At 27.0% G+C, this 26869-nt stretch carries 29 protein-coding genes and 1 pseudogene; 8 read left to right on the top strand and 22 right to left on the bottom strand.

The features are described from left to right. The 3 genes and pseudogenes from RSF37_RS03090 to RSF37_RS03080 all read right to left on the bottom strand — a co-directional run. Nucleotides 1-193 (bottom strand): annotated as a pseudogene (locus RSF37_RS03090) (sensor histidine kinase); the annotation flags it as partial. Nucleotides 194-346: 153 nt separating this feature from the next. After that, nucleotides 347-1045: a LytR/AlgR family response regulator transcription factor gene (locus tag RSF37_RS03085; RefSeq protein WP_332562921.1), complete on the bottom strand. Its 699-nt coding sequence runs from the start codon at nt 1043-1045 to the stop codon at nt 347-349. Nucleotides 1046-1327: 282 nt separating this feature from the next. Next, entirely contained in the window at nt 1328-2146 is an 819-nt protein-coding gene (locus tag RSF37_RS03080; protein WP_332562920.1) for a MerR family transcriptional regulator, read from the bottom strand. 88 nt (nt 2147-2234) lie between these two features. Here RSF37_RS03080 and RSF37_RS03075 point away from each other — a divergent pair, with 88 nt between their 5' ends. Continuing rightward, nucleotides 2235-3560, top strand: a complete 1326-nt coding sequence (locus RSF37_RS03075) for an MATE family efflux transporter (protein ID WP_332562919.1) — start codon at nt 2235-2237, stop codon at nt 3558-3560. A 54-nt stretch (nt 3561-3614) separates the two neighbouring features. Here RSF37_RS03075 and RSF37_RS03070 read toward each other — a convergent pair whose 3' ends face one another. The 5 genes from RSF37_RS03070 to RSF37_RS03050 all read right to left on the bottom strand — a co-directional run bounded on the left by RSF37_RS03070 (nt 3615) and on the right by RSF37_RS03050 (nt 9055). After that, nucleotides 3615-4271 (bottom strand): pentapeptide repeat-containing protein, encoded by a 657-nt coding sequence (locus tag RSF37_RS03070; protein WP_442878494.1) that lies wholly within the window; start codon nt 4269-4271, stop codon nt 3615-3617. A gap of 84 nt (nt 4272-4355) precedes the next feature. Beyond that, nucleotides 4356-4571 (bottom strand): hypothetical protein, encoded by a 216-nt coding sequence (locus tag RSF37_RS03065; protein ID WP_332562918.1) that lies wholly within the window; start codon nt 4569-4571, stop codon nt 4356-4358. Nucleotides 4572-4648: 77 nt separating this feature from the next. Then, entirely contained in the window at nt 4649-7897 is a 3249-nt protein-coding gene (locus RSF37_RS03060) for an MMPL family transporter (RefSeq protein ID WP_332562917.1), read from the bottom strand. 303 nt (nt 7898-8200) lie between these two features. Next, a complete protein-coding gene (locus RSF37_RS03055) occupies nt 8201-8641 on the bottom strand; it encodes a rhodanese-like domain-containing protein (RefSeq protein WP_332562916.1) in 441 nt (146 codons plus the stop codon). A 69-nt stretch (nt 8642-8710) separates the two neighbouring features. Further along, nucleotides 8711-9055, bottom strand: coding sequence for a winged helix-turn-helix transcriptional regulator (locus tag RSF37_RS03050; RefSeq protein WP_332562915.1), 345 nt, complete (start codon nt 9053-9055; stop codon nt 8711-8713). 137 nt (nt 9056-9192) lie between these two features. Here RSF37_RS03050 and RSF37_RS03045 point away from each other — a divergent pair, with 137 nt between their 5' ends. Continuing rightward, the gene (locus RSF37_RS03045; RefSeq protein WP_332562914.1) at nt 9193-9912 is read left to right on the top strand and encodes an SDR family oxidoreductase; all 720 of its coding nucleotides are present in this window, start codon (nt 9193-9195) and stop codon (nt 9910-9912) included. Nucleotides 9913-10017: 105 nt separating this feature from the next. Beyond that, nucleotides 10018-10179: a hypothetical protein gene (locus RSF37_RS03040; protein ID WP_332562913.1), complete on the top strand. Its 162-nt coding sequence runs from the start codon at nt 10018-10020 to the stop codon at nt 10177-10179. 43 nt (nt 10180-10222) lie between these two features. On the opposite strand, the gene RSF37_RS03035 is transcribed toward RSF37_RS03040, so the two are convergent. Continuing rightward, a complete protein-coding gene (locus RSF37_RS03035) occupies nt 10223-11422 on the bottom strand; it encodes a hypothetical protein (RefSeq protein WP_332562912.1) in 1200 nt (399 codons plus the stop codon). A 156-nt stretch (nt 11423-11578) separates the two neighbouring features. Between RSF37_RS03035 and RSF37_RS03030 the strand changes: the two genes are divergently transcribed. Then, nucleotides 11579-11899, top strand: coding sequence for a DUF6483 family protein (locus RSF37_RS03030; protein ID WP_332562911.1), 321 nt, complete (start codon nt 11579-11581; stop codon nt 11897-11899). A gap of 69 nt (nt 11900-11968) precedes the next feature. Here RSF37_RS03030 and RSF37_RS03025 read toward each other — a convergent pair whose 3' ends face one another. Both RSF37_RS03025 and RSF37_RS03020 read right to left on the bottom strand, forming a co-directional pair. After that, nucleotides 11969-12532, bottom strand: a complete 564-nt coding sequence (locus RSF37_RS03025) for a hypothetical protein (RefSeq protein WP_332562910.1) — start codon at nt 12530-12532, stop codon at nt 11969-11971. 52 nt (nt 12533-12584) lie between these two features. Then, on the bottom strand, nt 12585-13121 hold the full coding sequence (locus RSF37_RS03020) for a cysteine hydrolase family protein (RefSeq protein WP_332562909.1): 537 nt from the start codon (nt 13119-13121) through the stop codon (nt 12585-12587). 325 nt (nt 13122-13446) lie between these two features. Between RSF37_RS03020 and RSF37_RS03015 the strand changes: the two genes are divergently transcribed. Together RSF37_RS03015 and RSF37_RS03010 are read left to right on the top strand one after the other, a co-directional pair. After that, on the top strand, nt 13447-13986 hold the full coding sequence (locus tag RSF37_RS03015; protein ID WP_332562908.1) for a 50S ribosomal protein L25: 540 nt from the start codon (nt 13447-13449) through the stop codon (nt 13984-13986). 108 nt (nt 13987-14094) lie between these two features. Continuing rightward, the gene (locus tag RSF37_RS03010; RefSeq protein WP_332562907.1) at nt 14095-14631 is read left to right on the top strand and encodes a flavodoxin domain-containing protein; all 537 of its coding nucleotides are present in this window, start codon (nt 14095-14097) and stop codon (nt 14629-14631) included. Between the two features lie 47 nt (nt 14632-14678). On the opposite strand, the gene RSF37_RS03005 is transcribed toward RSF37_RS03010, so the two are convergent. The 5 genes from RSF37_RS03005 to RSF37_RS02985 are packed head-to-tail and all read right to left on the bottom strand — an operon-like array spanning nt 14679 to nt 18272. After that, nucleotides 14679-16379 carry a bifunctional diguanylate cyclase/phosphohydrolase gene (locus RSF37_RS03005; RefSeq protein ID WP_332562906.1) on the bottom strand — a complete coding sequence of 567 codons (1701 nt, stop codon included), beginning with the start codon at nt 16377-16379 and terminating at the stop codon, nt 14679-14681. Between the two features lie 57 nt (nt 16380-16436). Then, nucleotides 16437-16571, bottom strand: coding sequence for a cyclic lactone autoinducer peptide (locus tag RSF37_RS03000; RefSeq protein WP_332562905.1), 135 nt, complete (start codon nt 16569-16571; stop codon nt 16437-16439). After that, complete coding sequence (locus RSF37_RS02995; protein ID WP_332562904.1) at nt 16555-17235, bottom strand: accessory gene regulator ArgB-like protein; 681 nt, start codon at nt 17233-17235, stop codon at nt 16555-16557. The genes RSF37_RS03000 and RSF37_RS02995 overlap by 17 nt, the downstream gene beginning before the upstream one ends. Continuing rightward, entirely contained in the window at nt 17216-17692 is a 477-nt protein-coding gene (locus tag RSF37_RS02990; protein WP_332562903.1) for a hypothetical protein, read from the bottom strand. The genes RSF37_RS02995 and RSF37_RS02990 overlap by 20 nt, the downstream gene beginning before the upstream one ends. A 43-nt stretch (nt 17693-17735) precedes the next feature. Then, nucleotides 17736-18272 carry a DUF5317 family protein gene (locus RSF37_RS02985; protein ID WP_332562902.1) on the bottom strand — a complete coding sequence of 179 codons (537 nt, stop codon included), beginning with the start codon at nt 18270-18272 and terminating at the stop codon, nt 17736-17738. A 183-nt stretch (nt 18273-18455) separates the two neighbouring features. On the opposite strand from RSF37_RS02985, the gene RSF37_RS02980 reads away from it, so the two are divergent. Beyond that, nucleotides 18456-19079, top strand: coding sequence for a LysM domain-containing protein (locus RSF37_RS02980; RefSeq protein ID WP_332562901.1), 624 nt, complete (start codon nt 18456-18458; stop codon nt 19077-19079). Nucleotides 19080-19137: 58 nt separating this feature from the next. Here RSF37_RS02980 and RSF37_RS02975 read toward each other — a convergent pair whose 3' ends face one another. Continuing rightward, the gene (locus tag RSF37_RS02975) at nt 19138-19914 is read right to left on the bottom strand and encodes a sulfite exporter TauE/SafE family protein (RefSeq protein ID WP_332562900.1); all 777 of its coding nucleotides are present in this window, start codon (nt 19912-19914) and stop codon (nt 19138-19140) included. Between the two features lie 171 nt (nt 19915-20085). On the opposite strand from RSF37_RS02975, the gene RSF37_RS02970 reads away from it, so the two are divergent. After that, nucleotides 20086-21093, top strand: a complete 1008-nt coding sequence (locus RSF37_RS02970) for a PLP-dependent cysteine synthase family protein (RefSeq protein ID WP_332562899.1) — start codon at nt 20086-20088, stop codon at nt 21091-21093. 65 nt (nt 21094-21158) lie between these two features. On the opposite strand, the gene RSF37_RS02965 is transcribed toward RSF37_RS02970, so the two are convergent. The 5 genes from RSF37_RS02965 to RSF37_RS02945 form a co-directional block, all read right to left on the bottom strand. Then, complete coding sequence (locus RSF37_RS02965) at nt 21159-22121, bottom strand: GH25 family lysozyme (protein ID WP_332562898.1); 963 nt, start codon at nt 22119-22121, stop codon at nt 21159-21161. An 85-nt stretch (nt 22122-22206) separates the two neighbouring features. Next, nucleotides 22207-23268, bottom strand: a complete 1062-nt coding sequence (locus tag RSF37_RS02960) for a DUF2776 family protein (protein ID WP_332562897.1) — start codon at nt 23266-23268, stop codon at nt 22207-22209. 235 nt (nt 23269-23503) lie between these two features. Continuing rightward, nucleotides 23504-24424 carry an FAD-dependent oxidoreductase gene (locus tag RSF37_RS02955; protein ID WP_332562896.1) on the bottom strand — a complete coding sequence of 307 codons (921 nt, stop codon included), beginning with the start codon at nt 24422-24424 and terminating at the stop codon, nt 23504-23506. A 3-nt stretch (nt 24425-24427) separates the two neighbouring features. Beyond that, entirely contained in the window at nt 24428-25855 is a 1428-nt protein-coding gene (locus RSF37_RS02950; protein ID WP_332562895.1) for an NAD(P)/FAD-dependent oxidoreductase, read from the bottom strand. 20 nt (nt 25856-25875) lie between these two features. Then, entirely contained in the window at nt 25876-26697 is an 822-nt protein-coding gene (locus tag RSF37_RS02945) for a Cof-type HAD-IIB family hydrolase (RefSeq protein WP_332562894.1), read from the bottom strand. Nucleotides 26698-26869 lie beyond the last annotated feature (172 nt).

The following is a 26869-nucleotide window of genomic DNA, read 5'->3' as shown; positions in this document are numbered from 1 at the left end:
CTATGTTGAATACTGTGCTTACAATAATTTTAAATGAATAAAGCATAATTATAAAAATACTGTAGTATAATATATATATTTTTTTATTGTTGTATAAAAAATGTCCAATAAGTAATGTTCCAACAATAGTAATTATTAAATTTACTATTCCATTTGAAAATATAGTGCTTATAAATAAAGCTAAAGTAAACATTCCATATGCTACAATATAAATAAATTTATTATAATGTAACCATAAAATCAACTATAATGTATGTAGAAAACATACCTAAAAATAGTGATAATATGTTTCCGATTACCGTAATTGAATTATTTATCATAAATTTATCAATTCCTCTTCTTTAAGTTAAATGCATTTTTCTAAATATTTATTTAACTCTTCTCTAAATTCTACTGACTTCTTTTGTGAAAGGGGAATACTGCTCCCATCCATCATACATATATCATATCCCTTTACGTATTTCACGTGAAAAAGATTAACTGTAAAACTTTTATGAGGCATTTCAAAACCATATTTTTTCATAACTTTAGCAATATCAGTTATCTTCTCTTTGATTTTATATTGTTTATTTTTTGTTTTAATATTAACTTTTCTATTATTATACTCAAAGTAATATATTTCAGTTGTTCTTATTCTGATTCTACCTTCATCAGTTAAGAATTCAATCATCTCTTCTTCTTTAGGACTAGTATAAGCAATTACTTCATTTATTTGATTATATATTTCTTCTTTTTTTATTGGTTTATTTAAGTAACCAAATGCGTGAACCTGGAAAGCTAGGTTTACGTAATCTGTAAAACTAGTTACATAAATTATTTTTACATCTTTATCATAACTTCTAATTATTTTAGCAGTGTCAATACCATTTATTCCTGACATATCAATATCTAGAAATAAAACATGAAACTTCTTTTTCTCTTTTATAAGTTCTTCACCACTATTATATGCAGTTATACTAAAATCACTTTTCTTATAATCATTAATACAGTCTTTCATTTTTTTTATAATATTTTTATCATCATCACATATTCCAATATTGATCATTTTCTCTCTCCATCGATGTTTTGCTATAACTTAAATGCTAGCTTAGTTAAATTATATAACCTATATATTCCAAATACAATATTAGTTACATGATATACAGTATTTTATACATAAAATACAGAATGAAGCATTTAAAATATTTTTATAATTATTATGTTGACTATTTTTCTGTATCGTGTTATATTAAATGAGCAGTTGGTACGTAAGTGCTAATTACTTGTAGAGCTTGGTTGTCTTTCGCCGGATTCCAAGCTCTACTTATTGTACATAACTGTAAAATTTTTACTTTTCTACCTTTATACATATTTCAGTCAAATACTCTTCTTCATTTTCTAAGGCGAACATCTCAAGTAAACTATTCTCGTAAGAATCACTTACTATCTTATATCCATTATCTTTAATATATTTCAAAAGTTTTTCGTATGAATTATAAGTATCTTCATAATTTCCTTTATGATTTATAATTGCATAAGTTCCACTCTCTTTAATTATTAAGTTACTCTTACTAAGCTTCCTATCAACTCTCATTGTAATCTTAGTTATATTAGAGTACTCTCCCCTAATAATGTTATCTCTACTTACCATAACCCCTATATTGTAGCCACAATATATTTCATCATTTACAGACTCTTTTATTAGATCTATTACACTTAACATTATTCCTTCATTAGAACTATCCTCTACATCAAGCTTCACATAATATTCTTCCTGAACCTCTTTTATATACGGCTCTAATTTATCTATAGCACCAATTCCAACTTCAGTTGTATTAATTTTATTCTCCACAGTCTTATATATTTTATTTAATTTACTTATCTTTTCTAAAGTTTTTTCTTTTTCTTTGTCTAATAACTCCAAATATTTATTAGGACTTTTATTATCTAAATATTTCTTTATTTCTTCAAGCGATACCCCAATCTCTCTAAGATCTACTAATATACTAAAGGCATCATATTGTTTTATATTATAAAATCTATATCCCTTTTCATCTTTATACGCAGGCTTAAATATATTTATATTATCGTAAAATATTAAAGTCTTTCTATTAGTATTACATAATTTTGCAAACTCACTTATTGTCAATCCATTATATTTTTTCATATTTAATTCTCCTATTTTTCTTGACTGTATAGTTACTGTACACATTATAATAATCTAATGATATCAAAAGAAAGGATGTTTGTATATTATGGAAAATACTTTTACAAGAAAATTTTCATTTTGGCAATTTATAAAATTTATAATGCCCGCTATAATATCTATGGTTTTTATTTCTCTTTATACAATAATAGATGGCATATTTGTTTCTAAACTTGTTGGGTCTGATGCATTAGCTAGTATAAATATAGTTCTCCCTATTATAAATTTAATATTTGGAATAGCTGTAATGTTTGGCACAGGTGGAAGTGCTATAATCTCAATAAAACTTGGTGAGAAGAAAGGTGAGGAAGCTAATAAAATATTTTCAATGCTTATGACTATTGCATTTTTAGTTAGCTCAGTTTTAGGTGTACTAGCTTTCATATTTATAGAGGATATTTCTATAATGCTTGGTGCAACTTCAAAGCTAATTCCATATGCGGTTTCATATGGTGGTATAATTGCACTATTTTCTTCAGTATTCGTTATTAAATCTATGCTGGAATTTTATATAAGGACAGATGGAGATTTTAATTTTAGTTTGTTTATATCAATCATAGGTGGGGTTCTTAACATTATACTAGATTATTACTTTATTAAAACTTTAAATATGGGAATTTTAGGTGCTGCCTTAGCTACAGGACTTGGTGCTTTAATTTCTGCACTTTTAGGATTATTTTATTTCTTTACAAAAAAATCAACTCTTAAATTTAGGAAACCTTCTTTGAATTTCAAAATACTAAGAAATGTTTTAATTAATGGTTCATCTGAAATGGTAACTGAATTATCAACAGGTATAACTACTTTACTTTTTAATATGATAGCACTTAAATATGCAGGTGAAAATGGAGTTGCAGCACTTACTATAATTTTATATGCTCACTTTTTATTAATATCAACATATTTAGGATTCTCAGCTGGAGTATCTCCCCTAATTAGTTACAATTATGGTGCGGATAATGTAGCTAAAGTAAAGGAAACATTTAAATACTCAAAGATTTTTCTAATTGTTTCATCATTATTTGTGTTTGCTGCATCAATAGCCTTTGCACCAAATATAGTTAGTATCTTTGTATCATCATCTAGTGAAGTTTTTGACTTATCACTTAAAGGATTATACATTTTCTCTTTTGCATTTTTATTTGTTGGTATAAATGTATTTACTTCAGGATTATTTACTGCTCTTTCTAACGGAAAGATATCTTCACTTATTTCTTTTTTGAGAGCTTTTATATTTGTACTACTTGGTGCTTTCATATTCCCTCCTATATTTAAAATAGATGGATTATGGACAATAGTACCTTTTGCAGAACTTGCTACACTATTTGTATCATTATATTTTATAAAAAAATATAAAAAAACATATAAATTATAGGGTGAGCTATTAAGCTCACCCTATTCTATTACTATATTATTTATATTCTATTTTTTAAAGAAGGCCTTCTTTAGCATATCTTTCTAAAGATTTTATTATATAACTTAAAGTACAGAAGTCTTTATCTATTCTGTCATAAGCAATATTTAACCCCTCTATTAAAGCTTTTTCTTTGAAGTTTTCTAATAATCTCATTACACTTATAGCATTTATGTCTCCATCTTTAGTATCAAGTACTCTTGATTTCTTAATAAAATCATTTGTCATAGCAAGTTTTATAGCACTTTCAAGCTTTTCACTAATTTCTAATGCAGGCATTTCTTCTAAAATAGTAACTTGATCATCTTTAAATTTTAAATTTACAGCTTTACTTATATCTGTATCTAAAAATATAACATTTTCAAATTTTGCTCCAGTAAAATCAGCACCATCTATATTTACTGCTTCAAATACTACGTCTTTGAAAGTAGTTTTTTTGAATTTACTCTTTTTTAAGTTACTTGCAATAAACTCAGCCCATTCAAATGAACATTCAAAGAAATCACATGACTTAAAATGAGCTCCTCTAAAACTTGCGTAGTTAAAGTTTGATCCTGAAAAATCACTATTATAGCAATTTGCTCTTCTTAAATCCTTATACATAAAATTTTTATTAGTTTTTTGTGCTTTATTGTAGTTAAATCTATCATTTGTACTTTTATTTATAGCCATATTTACCTCCACAGCTTCATATATCATCTATTGTTCTTATATTGTAACACATTATCATACTTAAATTAGTCACTTTCACAACAATTATTCACTATTCTTCTCTATTTTTTCTGAAATAATTGCAATAATTAAAGATAATATAATTATTGCTATAGTTAAATATAATAGATAATTATAATTTTCTATTGGACATGCACCTGGTGGTAATGATTTTTTAGTAATATAAATCTTATACATACTATATATTGCTAAAACTATTCCTATGTTACTCAAATAATTGCTTATTTTACTAAGTTTCATTTTATTATTCTCCCTTATAACAAAAAAATATTGTACCTTTACAGTACAATATTTTTTTGTTGTTTTTATGAAGAATATTATTTATTTATTCTTTCATCATCCTTTTTCTTTAAATCCTTAACCTTCTTAATTTCTTTCTTTATATCCTTAAATGGCCACCAATTATAGTCACCAAATATTCTAACCATCGCTGGAATAAATAATGGTAATATAACAGCAACATAAAGAATTATCCCTGTTAGAACAACCATAGCAATTTCAACAAGGGAAAGTACTCCTGATGGAATAAGTGCAGCAAATGTACCACTTAAAATAATTACAGCAGACATTATAACTCCACCAATTATCTTCATAGTTTTAATCATACGGTCTTTTATATCTGCATCGTCATACTGATTAAATCTTGTCATTATAAATATAGAATAATCTATACCAAGTGCCATCAGCACTACAAATCCAAAGAAAGATGTTATCCATGAAATACCTGGATATCCCATTATCTTTTGAACAACAATTTGTACTAAACTTAAAGAAGTAAAATAAGTTAATACAAGTGATGCTACTAAATATGTTGGCATAACAAGTGATTTTAAAATCACAACTAGTACCATAAATACTCCAACAACAACAAATATTAATGCTTTATTATAATCTGTTTTTGCCATAACCTTAGTTTGGTATGTTGTACTTGCAATTCCTCCAACTCCAATATTAGCATTTTCAAGCTTTGTTCCTTCTACACTATACTTAACGATATTTTTAATTTTTGGAATTTCATCAACAGCTGCATCAGAATATGGATTTTCATTTATCATTACTTGTATTGTTGTAAGCTTTCCATCTGGTGTAATATATTGATTTAAAGCATCATTAAAATCTTTATTTTTATATATTTCCATAGGAATAGATATTCCAGAGAAAGTATAAGAAAGATTAGCCCAATCATTAATATATCCATTTGCATATTTAATTCCATTTTCAATTTCTCCAATCCCTGAAGCTCCTGTACTTAATCCTTTCCCAAGTTCATTTACTTGACCCTTAAATTCATTAAATCCATTTTTTATTTGACCTTGTCCTGATGCTATCTTCTTTAATGCATCTGAAATTTCCGGAATTTTTCCTGATATTTCATTTCCACCATTTAATGATTTATCAAGCCCATTATTTAATGAATCTAAACCACATTCTACTTGAGAAAGTCCTTCATTAAACTCTGTTAATCCACCCGTTATTTCTTTTGATTTTGAATTTAGTTCATTCATTGACTTAGCTAGTAAGTTAATATCACTATTTAATTCATTTAACTTTACTATATAAGTTTTTATCTCATCATATTTTTGATTAATTCCATCTATATCTAAAGACTTAATATTTTTATTTAAATTTTCTATATCTTGTAAAAATGTTTGGAATTCTTTATCATTAATTAACTCTGGATGGGCTTTAATAAATCTTTCAGCATCTGACTTAGTTACTCCAATCAATGCTTTTAATTTTTTCTCATCAACTTTTATTAAATCATTTTTAACAGTGTTCATTTCATTTAATTGAGCTGCTATTTTATTCAAGTCTTCTCCGACTTCTGAATATCCATTTTGAAGTTCTTCCTGTCCTATTTTTAATTCATTCAATTTGTTTTTAGCACTTACAACTCCAGCCTTTAATTCACTTGCTCCTGTATGTTCTAAATTAATACTATTGTTCAATTCTTCTAACGCCTTTTGTAGCTGTAATACTCCTCCCTGTGTTTGTTCTGTTCCATCTTGTAACTTAGTTGTATCTTTTTCAGCTACATTTAATTTTGATTTAGAACCTTGAATTTTATCGTTTGCACTATTTAATCCATTTTTTATTTCATTTAATCCATCTGTAGCTTTGTTTACCCCCTTTGATACTTGACCCGCTTGATAATTTTCATATATTTGATCTAGTCTATTTCCAACTGGTCTTGAAACACTCATAACTGATTGGATGTTACTATCTGCTTTTAAATTGCTTGATATTTTTTCAACTAGCGCTACATATTCTGGTTCTCTTAAATTATCATCATTTTCAATATATATTGTTATAGGTGAAACTTTGCCAATCCCAAAGCTATCTGATACAATATCAAATCCTTTTTTAGATGGATAGTTATCGCCTATTTCATTTAAGTTATTGAAAGATTCACCCCAATTATTAAGTAAAATTGGAACTATTGTTATTACTCCTATTATAGCTAGTGTAAGATTTCTTCTTTCAAAAGCAAATGTACCTAACTTTCCCCATAGTTTATTCTCTTGCACTTTTATTTTACTTTTCACTGGCCAAAATATATTCTTACCTAAAATCATCATTAATGCAGGCACTATTGTAAATAGCCCTAAAACTAAAAATACAATTCCAATTGCTACTGCTACTGCACTTCTATAAAGATTAAAAGATATAAAATTTAATGAAGCAAAAACTACAAATACAGGTGTAGCACTGAATAGTACAGTTTTACCAGCAGTCTTAAATGTATTCATAGTCGCTGTATATTTGTCTTCTCCACTTGCAAGTTCTTCCTTAAATCTATCTAATATTAGAATTGAGTAGTCCGTTCCAATACCAAATAATATGCATATCATAAATATTTGAGTATAGTTAGAAAGGGGAAAATTATACTTATTAGCTAATATCGCTACTATTGATTGTGATGAGAGATAACTCATTCCAACTGTAAGTAATGGAATAAATGGAGTTACTACAGATTTAAATAGAATTATTAAAACAATAAGTATAAATACAATTGTTATGCCTTCTGTTTTATTTAATCCTCTTTGTGCAGCTAAATTTACATCTGACTCTATAGGTTTATCCCCTGTTAGATATGTACTTACACCATCTGTTTTTAACTTACTCTCTATCCCATCTTTTATCTCTTTTGTTGTCGCTCCACTTGGATCTACTGTTAACATTGCTATAATTGTCTTATTATCTTTTGAAATTAATTGAGAATCTAATTGTGGATTATTAAAGTTATCTAATATATTTGTAACATGTATACTTTTTTTATTTTCTGATATGTTATTTATTGTTTTGTTTATATTCTCTTTATTTTCTTTTGTTAGTTCATTATCAGAATGGAATACAGCTAAATAAGTATTATTACTGTTGAACTTGAGATTATTTCTAAGTTCTTCTCCTATTCTATCTGAATATCCATTAGGTAGCTTAATCCCACCTTTTGTACTAACTAAATTAGTTAAAGATGGCGCTATAATCAAAAGGACTGTAACCATAATGATCCATAGTGATAATGCTATAACGCTAAATACTATTTTTTTATTTTTTCCTTTCATCTCACTCCTTCTTTCACTTTTTAATTTTCTAACACGACATATTTAAACATTTTCAATAATCCAATACTGTATCCTCAATTTTTCATTATAAGAAAAATTATAATACTATAGCAAAAAAAGTCAAAAATAAAAAAAGTTATATAAAATAACTTTTTTAATAATAATTTACAATGTATTATTTCTATATTTTTTATTAATAATATCTTTATCATTAACTTCAACAAATCAATTTATAATATTAATATTTCATATAAACTGCTCTTATTTAGTTAATAAACCATTAATATAATTAAATTTTTAGTCCTATAACTTCTCACTATTTACTAAAGGTGTAACTCCACCTTTTAGCACTAATGTTTTAGCTCCAAATACATTTACAAACATTGCAATTGATCTACTACGTATTCTTGCATGCCTGCAACCTAAAACAACAATACCATTTTCTTCATACCTTTTAATTTCCTTTCTAATATAAGATAATCTAGGCATTATATAAAATAATCCTTTTATAGCTGTAGTAAAATATGTTCTATTTAAAAACATACCTTCAAGTTTTATAGATATAGAATCACTTAATAAAGGAAAATTTATGCTATCTTCTAAATGTTTTTCATTAAATTCTTTCATTGTCCTAAGGTCTAGGATCAAATATTTATTATTCCCTTTAATTTCATCATAAGTTATATATTTAAAAAATTTATCTATAAACTTCATTTTCTCTACATTAAATAATTCATTAACCATATCATCCTCCGACTTTACTAATATCTTTAGTTTATTCTAGAAAGTATTATATGGTTACAACAAATTATTTTACTCACAAAGTTTTTTCATAAGCTCATAGTTTTCCGAATGTTCTTCACCCCAAGCACACATAGCTTCTAATATTGGATATAAAGTTTTCCCCTTTTCAGTTATAGAGTATTCCACTTTAGGCGGCACAGTTGGATATGCAACTCTAACGATTAATCCATCACTCTCAAGTTCTCTAAGCTGAGTTGTCAAAGTTTTTTGAGATATATTTTTAATAAATGATTTAAGTTCTCCAAAACGTTTTGTTCCTTCTTCAATTAGCATATATAAAATTATAGGCTTCCATTTACCTCCAATAACATCTATAGTTACTTCCATTTCACATGTAACAAGCTTTTTTTTCATAAGTATCCTCCGTAATTTTTTCCTCTTTAGTTACCTTTACTTAACTAAGTAACAAAATAGTGCTTACTTATATTTGTATAAATTTATATGTATAATCACAATATAAATTATATCATATAGAAACGAGGAGAATAAAAATGAAAAAATTAGTTGTAATAACAGGCGCAAGTTCAGGAATAGGTAAATCAATTGCAAAAAGGCTTTCAGAAAATGGCCATCCAGTTCTATTATTATCAAGAAGACTTAAAGAAATGGAAGCTTTAAACCTGAATAACTCATTATGCAAATCAGTTGACGTAACTGATTTTGATAAAGTAAAAGAGGCCATAAAAGAAGCTGAAGAAAAATTTGGCAAAGTAGATTGCTTAATAAATTGTGCTGGAATAATGCTCTTAGGACATCCAGATACTCAAGCTTACAATGAATGGAGTGACATGATTGATGTAAATGTAAAGGGAATTCTTACCGGAACTAATGTAGTATTAAAGGATATGAAAAAAAGAAATGAAGGAACAATAATAAATATTAGTTCAATCGCAGGAAGAAAGACCTTTGATAATCATGCTGTATACTGTGGTACAAAGTTTGCAGTTCATGCAATAACAGAAAATATACGAAAAGAAGTTTCTGACTCTAATGTTAGATTAATAGTAATAGCTCCTGGAGTAGTTGAAACTCCATTATTAAGTCATACTACTAATGATACAATTAAAAATGATTATAATGAATGGAAAAACACAATTGAAAGTGGCTTAGATCCAAATCAAATTGCAAATTGCGTTGAATTTGCTTATAATCAACCACAAGATGTATGTATAAGAGAAATTGTTATAGCAAAAACTAAGCAAGCAGATTAATAAAATACATATTATTTTTACAATTTATCTATTGATAATTATTATTACTTAATATATAATGTAATCATAAAGTGATTGAGAAAACTTATGATAGGAGATGTTATTATGGTAGATAAAAAGAATTTAAAAAACGATGATGTCTATGATAAGATTGTAGATAATGAAGAAAAGAAAGTAGATCCATCAAATCCTTGTGATGAATCAAGTCCTGATTATCCTTGGGTTCCATGTGGACTAAATAAAGATGGTTCTAAAGATAACAAATAATCCACATTTAAAAACTAGCTAGTTATACTAGCTAGTTTTTCTATTATCTTCGTCTTCCTTTTGTAGTATCAGTTATAGCTTTATCATATATATATTGAAGATAAATTTTTTCATCAATTTCTAAATCTAACATATTTATTTTGTTTAAAGCGTCCATTAATTTAATAGACCTCTCTGCAAATTGTTGATCTTTTAACTTTCTTATCTCTTCCCTAGTTTCTAGCGTAAACTTGTTTTTAACTTTAACAACTTCATTAACTATTCTATCTAATATTACATCAGTTAACTCATCTGCATTTATAATATCATCTATATATGCTAATACTTCATTTTTATACTTTTCTATATCTAAAATGTTATTAAATTTACTTATTAAACTTGTTTCACTTATATTATGTTTAACTGAAAAAAGTTTTTCTTTAAAATCATGAATTCCAATAAATCCTACGTCCTTATTTTCTTTATTAATTATTTTATAATATAAATCCACAGTAAAACTTTCATTTTTTATTTCACTATTTTTTATAAGGAGTCCAAAATTTAATGTATTAGTATCATCTAATATATATTCCTTCCTTTCTTCAAAAAACAATCTCATACTTGAGTCACTTAAATAATACTCAGAAACTTTAAAATTAATATCTTTTTCTACACCTAATTTATGTAGTATATAAAGTGACATATACAGTACAAGCTTATTATCGTAATTTTTATACTTATTTGATGAAGTTACACTTCTAATACACCATCTATCCCTTTCTTTAATAAGCCTATATTGCCTTTCCTTATCTGGAAACTCTTCCATTAAATATTTGATGTTATAACTTATTAAATCATCTAACCTTGCTTTAAAACAAAAATTTATAAATTTATCTATTTCAAATAAACCTTGAAAAAAATCATTTCTTGCATTATAAATACATTCTGCTCTATACTCATTATTTATATTAAAGATAATATTATCGCTTTCTTCTGACTTACCAATGTATCTTACATTTCCAAGGCGTTCTATTATATCTACCTTACACACCTTTGCTTCAATTCTTTTATAAGTTTCAATAAGATTATAAGACCCCTCTATATTTATAAACTCTTCTTCTATATTTCCTAAATAATATTTACGTAAAACAAATGCGTCTGTTTTCTTTCTAAAATCTAAAAGAGTTTCTAACTCCTCTTTTCTAACTTTATTAGAATCTATTTCAAACTTATCTTTATATTCATACACTAATTCTTTTGCCATAAAATCATCACCTTCCTTTAGTATTAAATTACACTAATGTTTTAAAATTCCTTTTTATTTATCATTATTATTTAAATTTATTACTTTCTTTGTACTATAAATTTGTTATAATATATATAAATTTTCAAGATTATATAGTTTAAGAAGGTGTAATATATGTACAAAGGCAATTTGCTTAAAAATGATGATGTTATGGATAAGGATGTATTATTCGATGATGGTGGTGACTCAAAAAATCTTCACTCCTCCGATTTATTTCATATTCTGTTAAAACGTTTCTATCATGAAGGGAATTACAATAAAGCTGAAGATTTAATTTTTGAGGAACTTTCAAACAACCCATCAAGAGAAAAATATTTAGTTGCAGTTGGCTTTTATAATTTATTATTAGAAAAAGATGATTCTGAATTAATTAAAAGTGATTTTTCTCGTGAAGAAGTTCTTCGTGGTTTAGATGATATTAAAAAGTTTTCATAATATAAAAAGACACCTGCATCTTATAAAATGCAGGTGTCTTTTTATTACCCAAAATGAGCAAGAGTTAACTTATTTAGAGAAGGCTCCAAGTACTAACTCAGAAAGTTCATCATTTTCTTTAATTTTCCACTCTTTATCAGACTTATCTAATGTAACATTTCCTGTTCTTTCTTCAAGTTTAGCATTATTAATATTTTCTAATAAACAACTATCAAGAGCTTTCTTAAGTTCTTCATCACTCATCTCTTTACCTGAAAACATTGATTCTACAGCTTTCCCCATTGATTGATTTATTGTATCTGTAATTATTTTAAATATATTGGCTCCATTTACAGTAACATTTACAGTTGCTATATCTCCATCAATTTTTTCATCATTAATTTTATATTCTGTCTTTTTCATTAAATTAGATAGCGCTTCCTCTGTCTCTTTTGAAAAAGAATCTTCATCTATATTATCACTTGTTTTATTTATTACTTCATTTACTAAATCGTTCTTGTTTTCATCCCCAGCTTTAATTTCTTTAAAGTAAGTCTCCACAACACTTTTGGGATTTTCAGTGCCACATCCAGTTAGTCCAAAGACTAACACACCAAGCATAATTGATCCAACTATTTTTTTAAATTTTTTCATAATGTACCCCACCTTATTTCATTAGATTATTTAATTTTCATTTTATATAAAGCTATCTAATAACTTTAACTTGTAACCCTTCTATTACGTCTAAAGACTTATTATGAAGTTCCATATTAAAACTACTACAAAGCTTACCATCAACAATTATATTTGCATTTTTATATTGTGATTGAAACATTACAACATTACTTATAACGCACATATTAGTAACTATACCAACAAACTCAATCTCTTTAACTTCCCCAATTTCTTCATATAAACAAATCATACTATCTGGTGAAATTCCAAAGGCTTCTTTATTATAATGTATTGTATTATCTATATTTTTAAATTGTTTTAACTTACCATATAAAGCATGTCCATCACTTCCACATATACAATGCTTAATCGGTAAATTCTTTCCTTCCCTCGTTTCTAAATAATTATCAAAATGAGTATCATAAGTAAATAATACTTTATCTCCATTTTTTAAGTAGGTCTTTACCTTATCAAATATCTTATCTTCTAGAGATTTTGCATCTTCAAATCCTAACGCACCCTTTACGAAATCGTTTTGATAATCTACAACAACTAATAGTCTTCCCATATTACCCTCCTGCTTCATAAAAAATTCATAATATACATTGTTTATTTTTATATAATAACATATTTTTTTTGAAAAATCTTCCTTAATTATATCTTTTGAATGAATACTTGTTATATTTCGTGGAAACTGGATATTCTAGGTTATTGTGCTATAATGTATATATATCAATTAAAGGAGGCGTATGCAAATGGTGGAGTTTGAACTTCAAGCTCTATAGCATTACCTATAAATAGATATACTATAGACATATTCTTAAAATTGCTTAGAGCTTAATGAAGTAAACTTATAATTTCAAAATTTAAATTTATGAAAAGAGGAATTTATTATGTCAAATAAAGCGTTTAAGATTTGTGAAAGAAAAAATTGTGAAAAAACTCATAAAATGAGAAGAGATGGTGAAGTTCCAGGTATTATATATGGTGAACATTTAGAAACACCTATTGAAATTAAATTACCTTTTGGTACTTTAACTAAGTTATTACAAGAAAATACCTTCGGTTCAATAATATCATTAGATCTTAATGGAACTACATTATTATGTATTGTAAAAGATGTTCAAAGAAATAACTATGGTAAACTTATGCATGTTGATTTTCAAAATGTAAGTCATAATGAAATTATTAAAATGAAAATCCCAGTAGATTTTATTGGTGAAGAAGCTTTAACAACTAAAAACTTACACTTAGAAACTTTCCAACCAGTTTTAGAGTTTCATGGATCAGTAGATAAAATACCAGAACTTATAGAATATAATGTTTCAGATATGAATTTTGAAGATAAAGTATTTGCTAAAGATATTTTAATTCCAGATGGAGTTGAACTTTTAACTAATTGTGATACTTTACTTGCTGTTGTTAATGCTTAGCATTTTAAAATTAGCTTGCCCTATATAGGACAAGCTAATTTTTTTCTATCATAATTCTTTATCTTATTAAATATAATATAATTAATGCTTATTTTTTAAGGAGGTTATATGAATAAAACTTTAGTAATATATAAGTCTAATTACGGAAGTACAGAACAGTATGCTAAATGGATAGCTGCATCTTTAAACGCTGATCTACTAAATCACTCTAAAGTAAAAAAAGATACTTTTTCAGAATATAATACTATTATTTATGGTGGTGGTCTTTATGCAAGTAGTATAAATGGAATATCTGTAATTAATAAAAATTTAGAATTAATAAAAAATAAAAATATTATTATATTTACAGTTGGACTTTCTAAAACTACTGATAATAAAATTTTCGAACCAATTATAAGTAAGATTTTTGATACTAATGAAATAGATAAAATTAAATTTTTCCACCTCCGTGGTGGCATAAATTATAAAAAATTAAACCTTTTACATAAGACAATGATGGCACTGTTACACAAAACGATGCTAAACAAGGATGAAGATACTTTGTCATCAGATGATAAACTAATCCTTAAAACATATGGAAAAGAAATTGATTTCTCTAATGTAGAGACAATATTACCATTAGTTAAGTACGTAGAAACTTTGTAAATATGAAAACAAAAAGAATCAAGGGATGTCCCCCTGATTCTTTTTTATTAAAATAATTCTTCAAACTTATTCTTATTTTCTTTTATAACTTCAATAAAAGCTTTCGCAATTGCTGGATCAAACTGAGTTCCACTACATCTCTCAAGTTCTTTAATACCTTCACTGTATGTTTTCCTTTTATTATAAGGTCTGTTTGATGTCATAGCATCAAAACTATCAACAACAGTTAAAACTCTTGCAAGATATGGTATATTATTTCCTTTAATGCCTTTTGGATATCCAGTTCCATCATATTTTTCATGATGATATAATATTAAAGGTTGTAAATCATTAAGTGATTTAACTGGTTTTACTATATCCACGCCATTTTGTGGGTGTTCCTTTAACATATTCCATTCATCATTAGTTAATGGCATCTTCTTTATTAGTATTTCCTTAGGTATATTAATTTTTCCTACATCATGCATGTAAGCTCCCCTTAAAAGAACTAATTTATCATTTTTATCTAAATCTAGTTTATCACCTAGAAGTTTACAGTAAAATACAAGTCTTTCACTATGTCCATATGTATATCTATCCTTTGCATTTATTACACTTATTAAAGTTTTAATTGATGTAACAAGTTCTGTATCTTCCTCATCTATATCTCTATTAAATTCATCAAAAATAGATGTGTAAGTTTCCACTCTATTTTTGTTAAAGAACTTAGCTCTATATAAAGCATCATCTGCACTCTTTATAAGCTCTATATCACTTCCTGCCTTATCTGGATATACAGAAATACCAATTGATACTGTTAAATTACCATTTGGTTGGTTTTCTTGACCTTTAAAGTGTGTACTTTCAATATTATTTCTTATATCTTCAGCAACAACACTAGCCTCTTTCTCATCAGTAAAGGGTAGAATTACAGCAAATTCCTCACCACCGTACCTTGCAACAATATCCCTTTTTCTTGTTGACACTTTTAATATTTCTCCAATCTTCTTAAGAACTTCATCTCCAGCTTGGTGACCATAAGTATCATTATACTGTTTAAAATAATCTATATCTATAAAAAGCATTGCTATTTTAATATTAGCTTCATTTGCTTCATTTATTTTTTCACTTAAGGCATCATAAAAATACCTATGATTATAAACACCTGTTAAACCATCTTCATTTGCAAGACTCATAAGTCTCTTAATATGCTCACCTTCTATTCTTACGTAAAATCCTAGAGGAAGTGCTGTTAATACAAATATTCCACAAAGAACTAAATCATTCTCAAAATAAACATTTATTTGTGTATCTGGCATATATATTATATCAATACCCAAAATTATACATGATGATACTGCTGCAATTATAAGTCCTTGTTTCATACCAGACTGAATTGTAGTAGTTATTATTATAAATAAAAATAATATTTTATATTCACTAGTATTACCTCCAGAAATAATTATTGCTCCAGTAAATATTGAAATAAATATTAATCTTTCAATAATTTTAAATATCATAGATGACTTTTTCTTCATTTTATATTTAATAGATAATGTCCACAAAATATAAATTGATAATAATAGCATTATTACAAAACTAAATGCTAAAACAATGTATTCTGAATATATCATATGATCAATAATATTATCATTATCTCTAAAAACAAATTGAATAAATATCATTCCAGTAAATAAAAGTGATGCTAACTTTACAATTGCAACTATATCATTTATCTGCTTACATTTGTCTTTCTCTATATTACTCATTTATTTACCTCATATTTAAAAAAGACTGGTTTAGAACCAGTCTTTTTTAAGATTATACTATTCTTCTCTTAAACTTTTTGGCTCTTCTGGTTGATATGCACACCAAAAACAAGCTGATGTTGCCATAACGCCTGCAAATACTGTTGCCATTGTTGCAATTCCCATTAATAACTTACTATTTATTTTTTTCATCTTCAGTTCCCCCTAATTTTGTATATATTCTATTTAAAAAATAGTCAATTTTATTTACTATTTTGTGACCTACTTTTGTAAGTGAAGTAACTTGCCACAAAATACCTCCATATAGGCATGTACAATAAACGAGAGCTTTATATGAATTAAAGAAATAAAAATTAATTATAAGTATACAAGCTATAATCAAATAGACTGTTAAAATAATAATTGATTCTCTCTTTAACTTTTCTCGTCTTTCTGCTTTTTTAATAGGTTTGTTTTCACTGTCAACTGGTGCTAGTTTAAATATTAAGTAATACGACAATGCGAAAACAAAAATTCCAAAAACTATAACTATACTACTATTTAAATTAAATAATAATATCACTTTTGGAATTAATATACATATAACTGTTCCAATAATTGCACAACGTATTGGACTCGTAGCATGTACACCTCCCGAATATTTTCTCAAAATACTTATGGAAAATGATACTATAAGAGCTTCAATTAATATATCAAATAGTAAACCAAAAATTATTACTAAAATTATTGATATTGCTATTTGAAACATTGCAAATATTCCATATGCTATAATACTTCTTTTCTCATCATCGCCATCAGTTTCCATAACTATTTTGCTTGCTATTTTATTAGAAATCTCACCTATGTCTAACATCATTTCTTAAATTCCTTCTATTAATTATTAATTTGTAAATTGATAAAATAATCAAAAATGCTACTAATGATGGTAATCCACTTATTACTTTACAAACTGGATTTTTAAATATATTTATTAATTTATCACCATATGCACTCTGTAAAATAAACATATTTAGTCCCTCACATATAAAAAGTAAAACAATAGAAAATATTCCACCTGCAACTGCTTGCAGTAAGTTAAGTTCACTTATGTAAATACATATAACTATTAATACTATTATGCTAATTATTGTATTCATTCCATAAGATATTGGTAAAAATCTAACCACATATGTAGATGCTGCAAATAATAAACTTGAAATAATATATTTTCCAGGTTTTAAAGTAATATTTGAGAATAAATAAACTCCCAAAATCAAAGCAAAACTTTCTGGAATAGCTCTAAAAATTAATTCTAAAAAAGATAAATGTAACATTATGTCCTCTCCTTTGTAGCTAATTGTGAATACTTTTAATCTTTTAAGTATTATTAATACTTTTAATAGAACTATATATAATTATAAAAACATAAAACCTTATAAATATATCACCAATGCTTAATACACTATATCCTAGATCAAATATATCTGTTAAAAATTTCAACTTAACGTTTCCATCTCCAAGTATATGTATATCATTTACTTTACTAAATGAATCTAAATTTGCGTATCCTGTTAAATATGATAACTTCGGAAATACTGGCATACATCCTCCATTTGCTTTTATTGCAATATCATTTAACAGTCCCCCTATAAACATTGATATAGATCCTATAATTGCACTTACATATTGTTTATATTTATAAATTAAAGGCAAATAGGATAATATATATACGATTTTTAAAGTCTTTGCATATTGTATAACTGCATAATTTCCTTTAAATATATTAATTTGAATAATTATATAAAGTACTTCTATAAATAAAGGAATATATATAGCATAATTTTTAAATAACGGTGCTATCTTATATCCTTTTATTTTGCAAAATAGTAAAGCTATTATTACAGTCTCTAACATTTAATTTCCTCTTTCCATATTCAATTTTACTTAATAATTTCTATTCTTTTAAGGATTATTATACTATATTTTTCTATATTTTTCTATATTTTTTTAGTTTGTTTAAAATATTGTAACCAAACTGAATAATATTCGACTTTTAGTTAATACTTAGTAATGAAATATTTTTAAGGAGTGTATGTTTTGAAAAAGAATGTAATTAGAATAGCATTAGTTTTATTAGTACTTTTAATACCTTTAGTTGCACTAATTATTAGCAATAGTCCTTTTATGGATGAAGGCATAGCAAATAATTCACTTCCACCACTAGAATATCCTATGCAAGAGGATTATATTAATAGTTCAAATAATACATCAGATCCGCATCTTAAAGATGAAGAGTATGACCCATCACCAAATGCTAAACCAACCACAACTGGTGTTCAAAGGTCAATTACAGTAACTTCTTTTTTAGAAAACGTAGAGTGTATTACTGTTACATTGAATCAAGGCGATACTTTAAGCACAATTGCAGAAAAATATAAGGATACTTGTAACATAAATTCTACAATTAACATATTAAAAATAGTTAACAACTTAGATGACGTTGAGGATTTAGAGGTCGGTGAAACAATATTAGTTCCTCATTCAACCTTAATAAGCGGTTCATTATATAAAGTATCCAAAGATAATACTTGGTATAATATATGGGCATCAAAATATTCTCAATATGACCAAAGTCAATTAATCAAATTTTTAATTTCCATTAATGACTTACCAAATGGTGATCTTCCTATAGGTGAAAAAATCTTTTTACCTATTTTATAACCTATAAAAAAAAGAGGTGAAAATTAATTTCATCTCTTTTTTTGCATTTAATAACATTTTATATTACATGTCCGAATAACTTTATAACTATTAATATAACACCAAATATTATTAAAAAAGCACCTGTTATCCTATTTAGTTTTCTATCATTAGTTTTATTTGCAAAAATTGCAGCTCCTCTTGAACTAACTAACGCAAAAATCACACAAAATCCCATAGCTACAAAATCTGTACCACCATGAATTATATGTGCGACAGATCCTGTAAGTGCTGTAAATGCCATAATAAAGACGCTCGTCCCTACTGCTGTTTTTAAATCATATCCTAGTATCGAAGTTAAAACCAATAGAAGCATAACTCCTCCACCAGCTCCAATTCCACCACATATGATTCCTATTAAAGCTCCAAATATAATAGATAAAAGTATTTGTTTTTTTCTACTTCTATTCTTATTTGAAACACCTTTTCTAGCAGTTATTGGTTTTACAATTAACTTTATTCCTAAAAATATAGTTACATATATAGATATACTTCCAAGGGTATCATTTGGAATATATTTCGCAAAATAACTTGCGATATAAGTAAATACCATTGTTGAAATCATCATTATAATTCCATTTTTCAAATCTATATTTTTATTTTTAAAATATGTAACTGATGAAACTAAAGATGCAAGTACATCTGCCGCAAGTGCTATACCAATTGCCTCATATGCATTAAATCCAAGGACAGCTACAAGAATTGGTGTAATTACTGATGCTGCTGATAAACCTACAAGTCCAATACCAGCTCCTGCTAAAATGCCTGCTATTATAAATACAATTATTGCTACCATATAAACTTCCCTTCTACTATTAATTTACCTTTATTATAAAAGTCTATATTAATCTTATTAACAAACACTACCACTTACTGTAAAATTTTTATAAATTATAATCATTCTTATCAACTTTTAATATATACATATTAACAAGACCTTTTATAATTAAAATTTAGGAGTGTAGTTATGAATATAATAAATGATAAATTTAAATCTTTAGAAAAACTAATTGGAAATACACCACTTATAGAAATTTCTTTTAAATATAAAGAAGAACTTATGAGAATATTCACCAAATTAGAATATTATAATTTTAGTGGAAGTATTAAAGATAGAGTTGCACTTTATATACTAAAAAAAGCTTATATGGACGGTAACATAAAAAAAGGTTATACAATAGTTGAAGCTACAAGCGGTAACACTGGTATATCTTTTGCTTCAATAGGTAAATTTTTAAATCATAATGTATCAATATATATTCCTGATTTCATGAGCTATGAGCGAATTAATTTGCTTAAAAGTTTTGGTGCAAATGTAAATCTTGTATCTCGCGCTAATGGTAGCTTTATAGGCTGCATTTCTAAAGCCTCTGATTATTGCAATACTCACAAAAATGTGTTTTTACCATCACAGTTTTCTAATAATGATAATACCCTTTCACACTATAACCTAACTGCACCTGAGATATTAAATACATTAACTAAAAATTGTATAATCCCAGATGCATTTATTGCAGGTGTTGGCACCGGTGGAACAATAATGGGCGTATCTAAGTATTTAAAAGAAAATGTACCTGGAATAACTGCATATCCTTTAGAACCTGCAAATTCTCCAACGCTCTCCTCTGGATATACGGGGTCACATCACAGGATTCAAGGAATATCTGATGAATTTGTTCCTCAAATACTTGACTTGTCATCTTTAGATTCAATAATTTCAGTTGATGACTCTGATGCGATTATTATGGCACAGAAATTATCTAAAGATTTAGGTTTAGGAGTTGGAATTTCTTCTGGAGCTAACTTCATCGGAGCATTAAAGATCCTTTTAAAACTTGGTCCTAACAGTAATGTTATTACTATTTTTGCAGATGATAATAAAAAATATTTATCTACGGACTTAATGAAAATAGAACAGGTAAAACCTAATCTTTTATCAAGTGATGTAGAACTTATAAGTATTAAGGTTTTATAATTAAAGAAAGCATATGTAAAGATACCTAAACTTCTTTACATATGCTCACTAAATTTATTTGTATTCTATTTTTTAAATAAAGCCTTCCACGTATTTGCTCCAACTATTCCATCTACAACTAATCCTTTTTTCTTTTGAAAATCCTTTATAGCTTTTAAAGTTTCATCTAAAAATATACCATCAACACCTGAAGGCATATGAGTATATGCAAAATATACTAATCTTCTTTGAATTATTTTAACTATATCCCCTCTTGTTCCGATTTTTATTATAGGACATCCCTTTAAAGTATCCTCTCCAAAATATCCATCAACAGAAAGTTTACAATTAAAGTTGTAGTTTAAATCTATTTGAAGATCTTTTACTATTTCCCCACTTATACTTATTTTCCACAATTGTACTTGTGAATTACTAGTATTCACCCTTTGAATAAGTATAGCCTCTGTAAATTCATTAAGATCACAATTGCCATTTACTCCATTTACCGCTCCTTTATCTGTAAATTGGAATCCTACCCAATCTGTCCATATTCCATTGTCTGCGGGCTCATTTACACCATAATGCGCTATCCATAACGGATATTTTTTTAACCTACTATCAAGTTTACCTTTAGCAAAAGATGTATAAGTATATACGACACAATCATATCCACTAATTTTTTTAAATTCATTTAAAAAATCAATACATCTAGTTGTTATCTCCGTACTATTTCTTCCTTGACTATCATTTTCTATATCAAGAACTGGATATAAGTCAAACTTTTTATCTTTTATCGCATTGTAAAAATCATCAGCCTGTGCTTTTGGATCTGTTTTATCACTAAAAAAATGATAAAATCCAATTTTCATATGAGCTTTCTTTGCATTTACATAATGCTCTTCCATACTCTTGTCAATATAATCTATACCTTCAGTTGCTTTAATTATAACAACTTCAATTCCAGAGTCTTTCACTTTAGAATAATCTACATTTTTCTGCCAACTACTTACATCTATACCTTTTATATTTTTGTCACTTTTACTTTTCATAAACAGATCAACTCCTAATTATTATTAGTTTATCCTTCTCTATTAAATATGCAAAAGTGATACAAAAGAGACTCTATTTTATATATTAATTTACTGCCGCTGTACCACTTTCTAATATTGATACAATTGAAAATAATGTAAAACACACTCCACCAAGTCCAACCATTACACGCGCTGGTACAAAATAAGCTGGATTAAATACAGCTACTTCAAAAAGAAATGCTGATAAAAATAAACATATAAGAGCAGTCACAACTGGTATTAATGGTATTCTGTTTGAAACAGAACATGTTTTTCTCCAAACTGCCGCAAGTAAAACAACCTTACTTGAAATACTATAACAAACAAGTCCAAGTCCAATCAATACAAATCCTGGTGCAATCCAAGCATCTGTATGGCGAGTAAATAAAATAACTATCCCCCATATTATATCAATACTTCCCATTAATACTACAAAATATGTCCACTTATAACGTTCCTTATTTGTAAATGAATTTTGAATTTGTCTTAATATACTAGCTACTAAAGCAACTAAGCTTGCGCATATAAGTGCTATTCCTAAAACAACATGACCTGCAACAAAATAAGATGTTTTTCTTTCACCAAATAATAAATAACCTCCTCTTATTAAAGCTATTATTGTGCACATAACTGGCACTAATATTAATGCCTTAACTTGTCCATTTGTATAAGAATCCTTTTGTCTTTCTCCCTGTTTTAAATCTTTTTCATTTTTTGTTATTAATACAAATTTTGTTGAAGCTGTTGCTACTGTAGATACACAGCAAGATATTAAACCAACTGCAAATATTATATTTCCTGATACAAAAGCTGATGGATTATTATAGTTAACCTTCCAATCCAAAATACCAAAAACTATTGTACATCCACTAACGATATACCCTACTATTGGTAGTATCCACCTGTAAAATTTGTTATACCTCCCTATTAATTGTCTTATTATTGTTGCAGCAGTAGTAAATAATGCTATACAAATTGCAGTTAACGCTATAAGAACATGACCTGCAACAATATATCCTGTTCCAACTGTTTGCTTCAGTGCATTAATGTAAAATCCATATCCTAAACATATAGCTCCCATAAATAGTGGAACTAACCGAAAGAATATACTCATGTAAAAATTCATATAAATCCCTCCTAAACTTTTCACACTTATTCTATTATTCTGCCTAATCAAAGTCAATTGAACATTAGTTAACCTTTTTTTAAGTTAGAAACATTTATTTTATAAAGTACTATTTTTATAATATTTACTTCATTAACAATCTAATGTATATGAATAAATTGTTATCAATTTAGAAAAAAAAAGCCCTATTCACCATTGTAAAATGGTAAATAGGACTTTTTTTCTATTTCATACTTTATAAACTATCATTTTTATTAACTTTTAGAAATTTTTTTACATTTTCAATAGTTTTCATTGACTCTTCTAGAAGCTCTTCCATTGAGTTATGAATCATTATTGCATTACCACATGCAAATATTCCATTTTTTGAAGTCATATATTCACTTGATACTTCTGGTCCCATTGTACTCGGATTCATTTTTAATCCACTTCTTAATGAAACTACCCCATCGCACACCATAGGTTTTGCTAATATTAAAGTATCACAATCTATATATTCTCCCTTTAGATTTTTAGATACTTTTATCTCTTCTAGTCTACCATTTCCGATTACTTCCTCTAATTTATATCCTAAATATAAATTTTTAGTTAGTCCAAGTATTTGATCTCCAAGTTTTTCACAAATTACACCTTTTATATTTACATTATTTTTCTTAAGTTTATTATATATTTTATATATATTATCAGTGCCATATATCATAACTTCTTTACCTGGTAGTAATCCCATATTGAGGATTTTTTCAGTCATTCCAACAGTTAATACTCCAGAGCATCTATCGCCTGTTACCATTAGCTTATTTAAGCCAACTTCTTTTCCCCCATTAGCTATTATTATAGCTCTACCTTTTATTTTTTCAATTCCCCGTTCCCTACTAGTACATACAACTTTTCTATCATCCTCTATATTTAATACAGCTGTATCTAAGTATGTATCAATATCTAAGTTATTATATTCACCTAGCTTCTTTTCTCTATATTCTTCTCCAGTGAAATTACTTCTTTCACTTAAGTTATAATCACCTTTAGTTAATGCTCCACCTAAAGTTTCTTCTTTTTCAATTAATAAAATATTTTCTATTCCTGAAAGCTTACCGAATATTGCACAGTTAATTCCAGCAGCTCCCCCACCTATAATTATTAAATCGTAGTGTTTCATTGATTATACCTCCTTATAGCCTAAAACATTTGATCCTCTACTATCTTTTACAACTTCATCTAATTCACAATTAAGCTCATTTTTTATTATCTTCGCAATTGGTATTAAACAACCAACTCCTTGACAGCCTCCCATAGTAGCTCTAGTTCTTCTCTTTACACCATCAACTGTCTTAGCCCCAAGTGGTCTTCTTATTGCATCAATAATTTCACCTTCTGTAATTAGTTCACACTTACAAACCAATTTCCCGTAACTTGGATATAACTTTATAAGTTCATTCTTTTCTTCTATTGAAAGATAATTAAATTTTATAATCCCTTTTCTCTTAGGTTTAAAATTATTTTTCTCTTTTAATTTAATATTTTTTGAAATCATATCTTTAACATATACTGCTATTGCTGGTGCAGCTGTAAGACCTGGTGATTCTATACCTATTACGTTTATAAAATTCTCACTTCCACTTACCTCTTCTATTACAAAGTCTTTCTTTAAATGCGGTCTTATTCCAGCGAAAGTTGTTATTACCTTATTCATTGGCAGTCCATTTATTGTATCTTTTCCTTTATTTATAATTTCATCTAAGCCTTCTTTTGTTGTTTCAAGTTTATCTTTTTCATTAACCTTGTTTGCATTTGGTCCAACAAGAATATTACCATCAACAGTCTTTGTAACTAGTACACCTTTTGTAACTTTATTTGGCATTCTAAATAATGTTTTGTTTACAAGCCCACCGACTGATTTATCAAATAATATGTACTCCCCTTTTACTCCTTCAATCTTATATTTTTCAGTATTTACCATATTGTTTATTACATCACCGTTTAATCCTGCTGCATTAATAACTACTTTGCTTAAAAGACTTTCTCCATCTTTTAATTCTACTTTATAACCAAATTCTGTTTTTAATATATTTGATACTTCAGAATTAAATCTAAATTCTACACCATTCATATTTGCATTTTCAGCTAACGCTATAGTCATTTCATATGGACTAACTATTCCTGAAGACTTTGCATATAAAGCACCTTGAACTCTATCTGAAACATTGCTTTCTAAACTTAAAACTTGATCTTTATTAAGTATTTCTAAACCCTTAACCCCTAATTTTTCACCTTTTTTCTTAATATCTCTTAATTCATATATCTCTCTATTGTCAAGTGCTAGTACAAGCGCTCCATTTCTTTTAAATGGAAAATCTAAGTCTCTTGACAATTCATCAAACATAGTATTTCCTAAAATATTAAGTTTTCCCTTTAATGTTCCCTCTTCCTCATTAAACCCAGCATGTACAATTCCACTATTTGCTTTTGAAACACCTTCAGCTATATCACTATCTTTTTCAAGTAAAGTTATATCTAATTCATATTTTGAAAGTTCTCTTGCTATTGAAGCTCCAATAACTCCCCCACCAATTATAATTACATCCTTCATATTAATTCCTCCTCACTGTCTTATAATGCAAACTTTCTTATAGCTTTTGCTACACCATCATCTACATTTGTAGCTGTTACATAGTCTGCTGCATTTTTCACATCATCTGTAGCATTTCCCATCGCAATACCTGTTCCTGCATAATTAATCATTGATAAATCATTTTCACTATCACCTATACACATTACTTGATCTTTAGTAAATCCAAAATATCTTGCAAGATGGCGAACAGCTTCTCCTTTTGTACTTCCCTTTTTCATAACTTCAAAATTATCATTCCATGAAGATACAATTTCCATATCAGTATTTAATTTCTCTAATTCTTCTCTTGCTTTTATAAGTTTGTCTTTATTATTTTTATCTGCACAAACTCCTTTAAGAATTTCTCCATCATACTTCTTTATTTCTTTATTTATATTTTTTGATACTATTAATTTAACTTTATTATTTTCTTCTAATGTTTTATTTAAAATTTTATAAACATGATTTTCTGGGAGTTCTTCTTCTGAGATTATTCCAAAATTTGCTGTAAGATATGCCTCTAATCCATTTTTCTTAGTTACTTCTAAGAACTTTTCAATATCTTTAATCTTTAATGGATTGTTATAAATAACCTTATCTCCGTCACCAATAAATGCTCCATTAGATGCTATTATAGGGGTATTTAACCCAATTTCCTTTGAGTACATTTTTGCACAATCATATATTCTTCCAGTTGTTATTGCAACTTTTATTCCCTTTTCCATCGCTAGCTTTATTGCTAATTTATTTTCATCTGAAACAACTTGTTGATCTTTTAAAAGAGTTCCATCCATATCTATGCAAATTAATTTAATACTCATATCCATTCCTTCTTTCATATTTCTTATAATATAAGACTATACCTTTGAACAATATAAGTAAAATATTAATATATTATATTATGAATAACTAAATACCTATATATATAAAGTACCTTTCTATTACTATCCTTTTTTGATTATAACTCCAATAAGTTTATTAGTGTTTTAACAT

It is taken from the genome of Clostridium sp. (assembly GCF_036643715.1).
Taxonomy (GTDB): Bacteria; Bacillota; Clostridia; order Clostridiales; family Clostridiaceae; genus Clostridium.
Note: the sequence above shows the minus strand (reverse complement) of the source record. Positions and strands in the feature narration are given on the sequence as shown.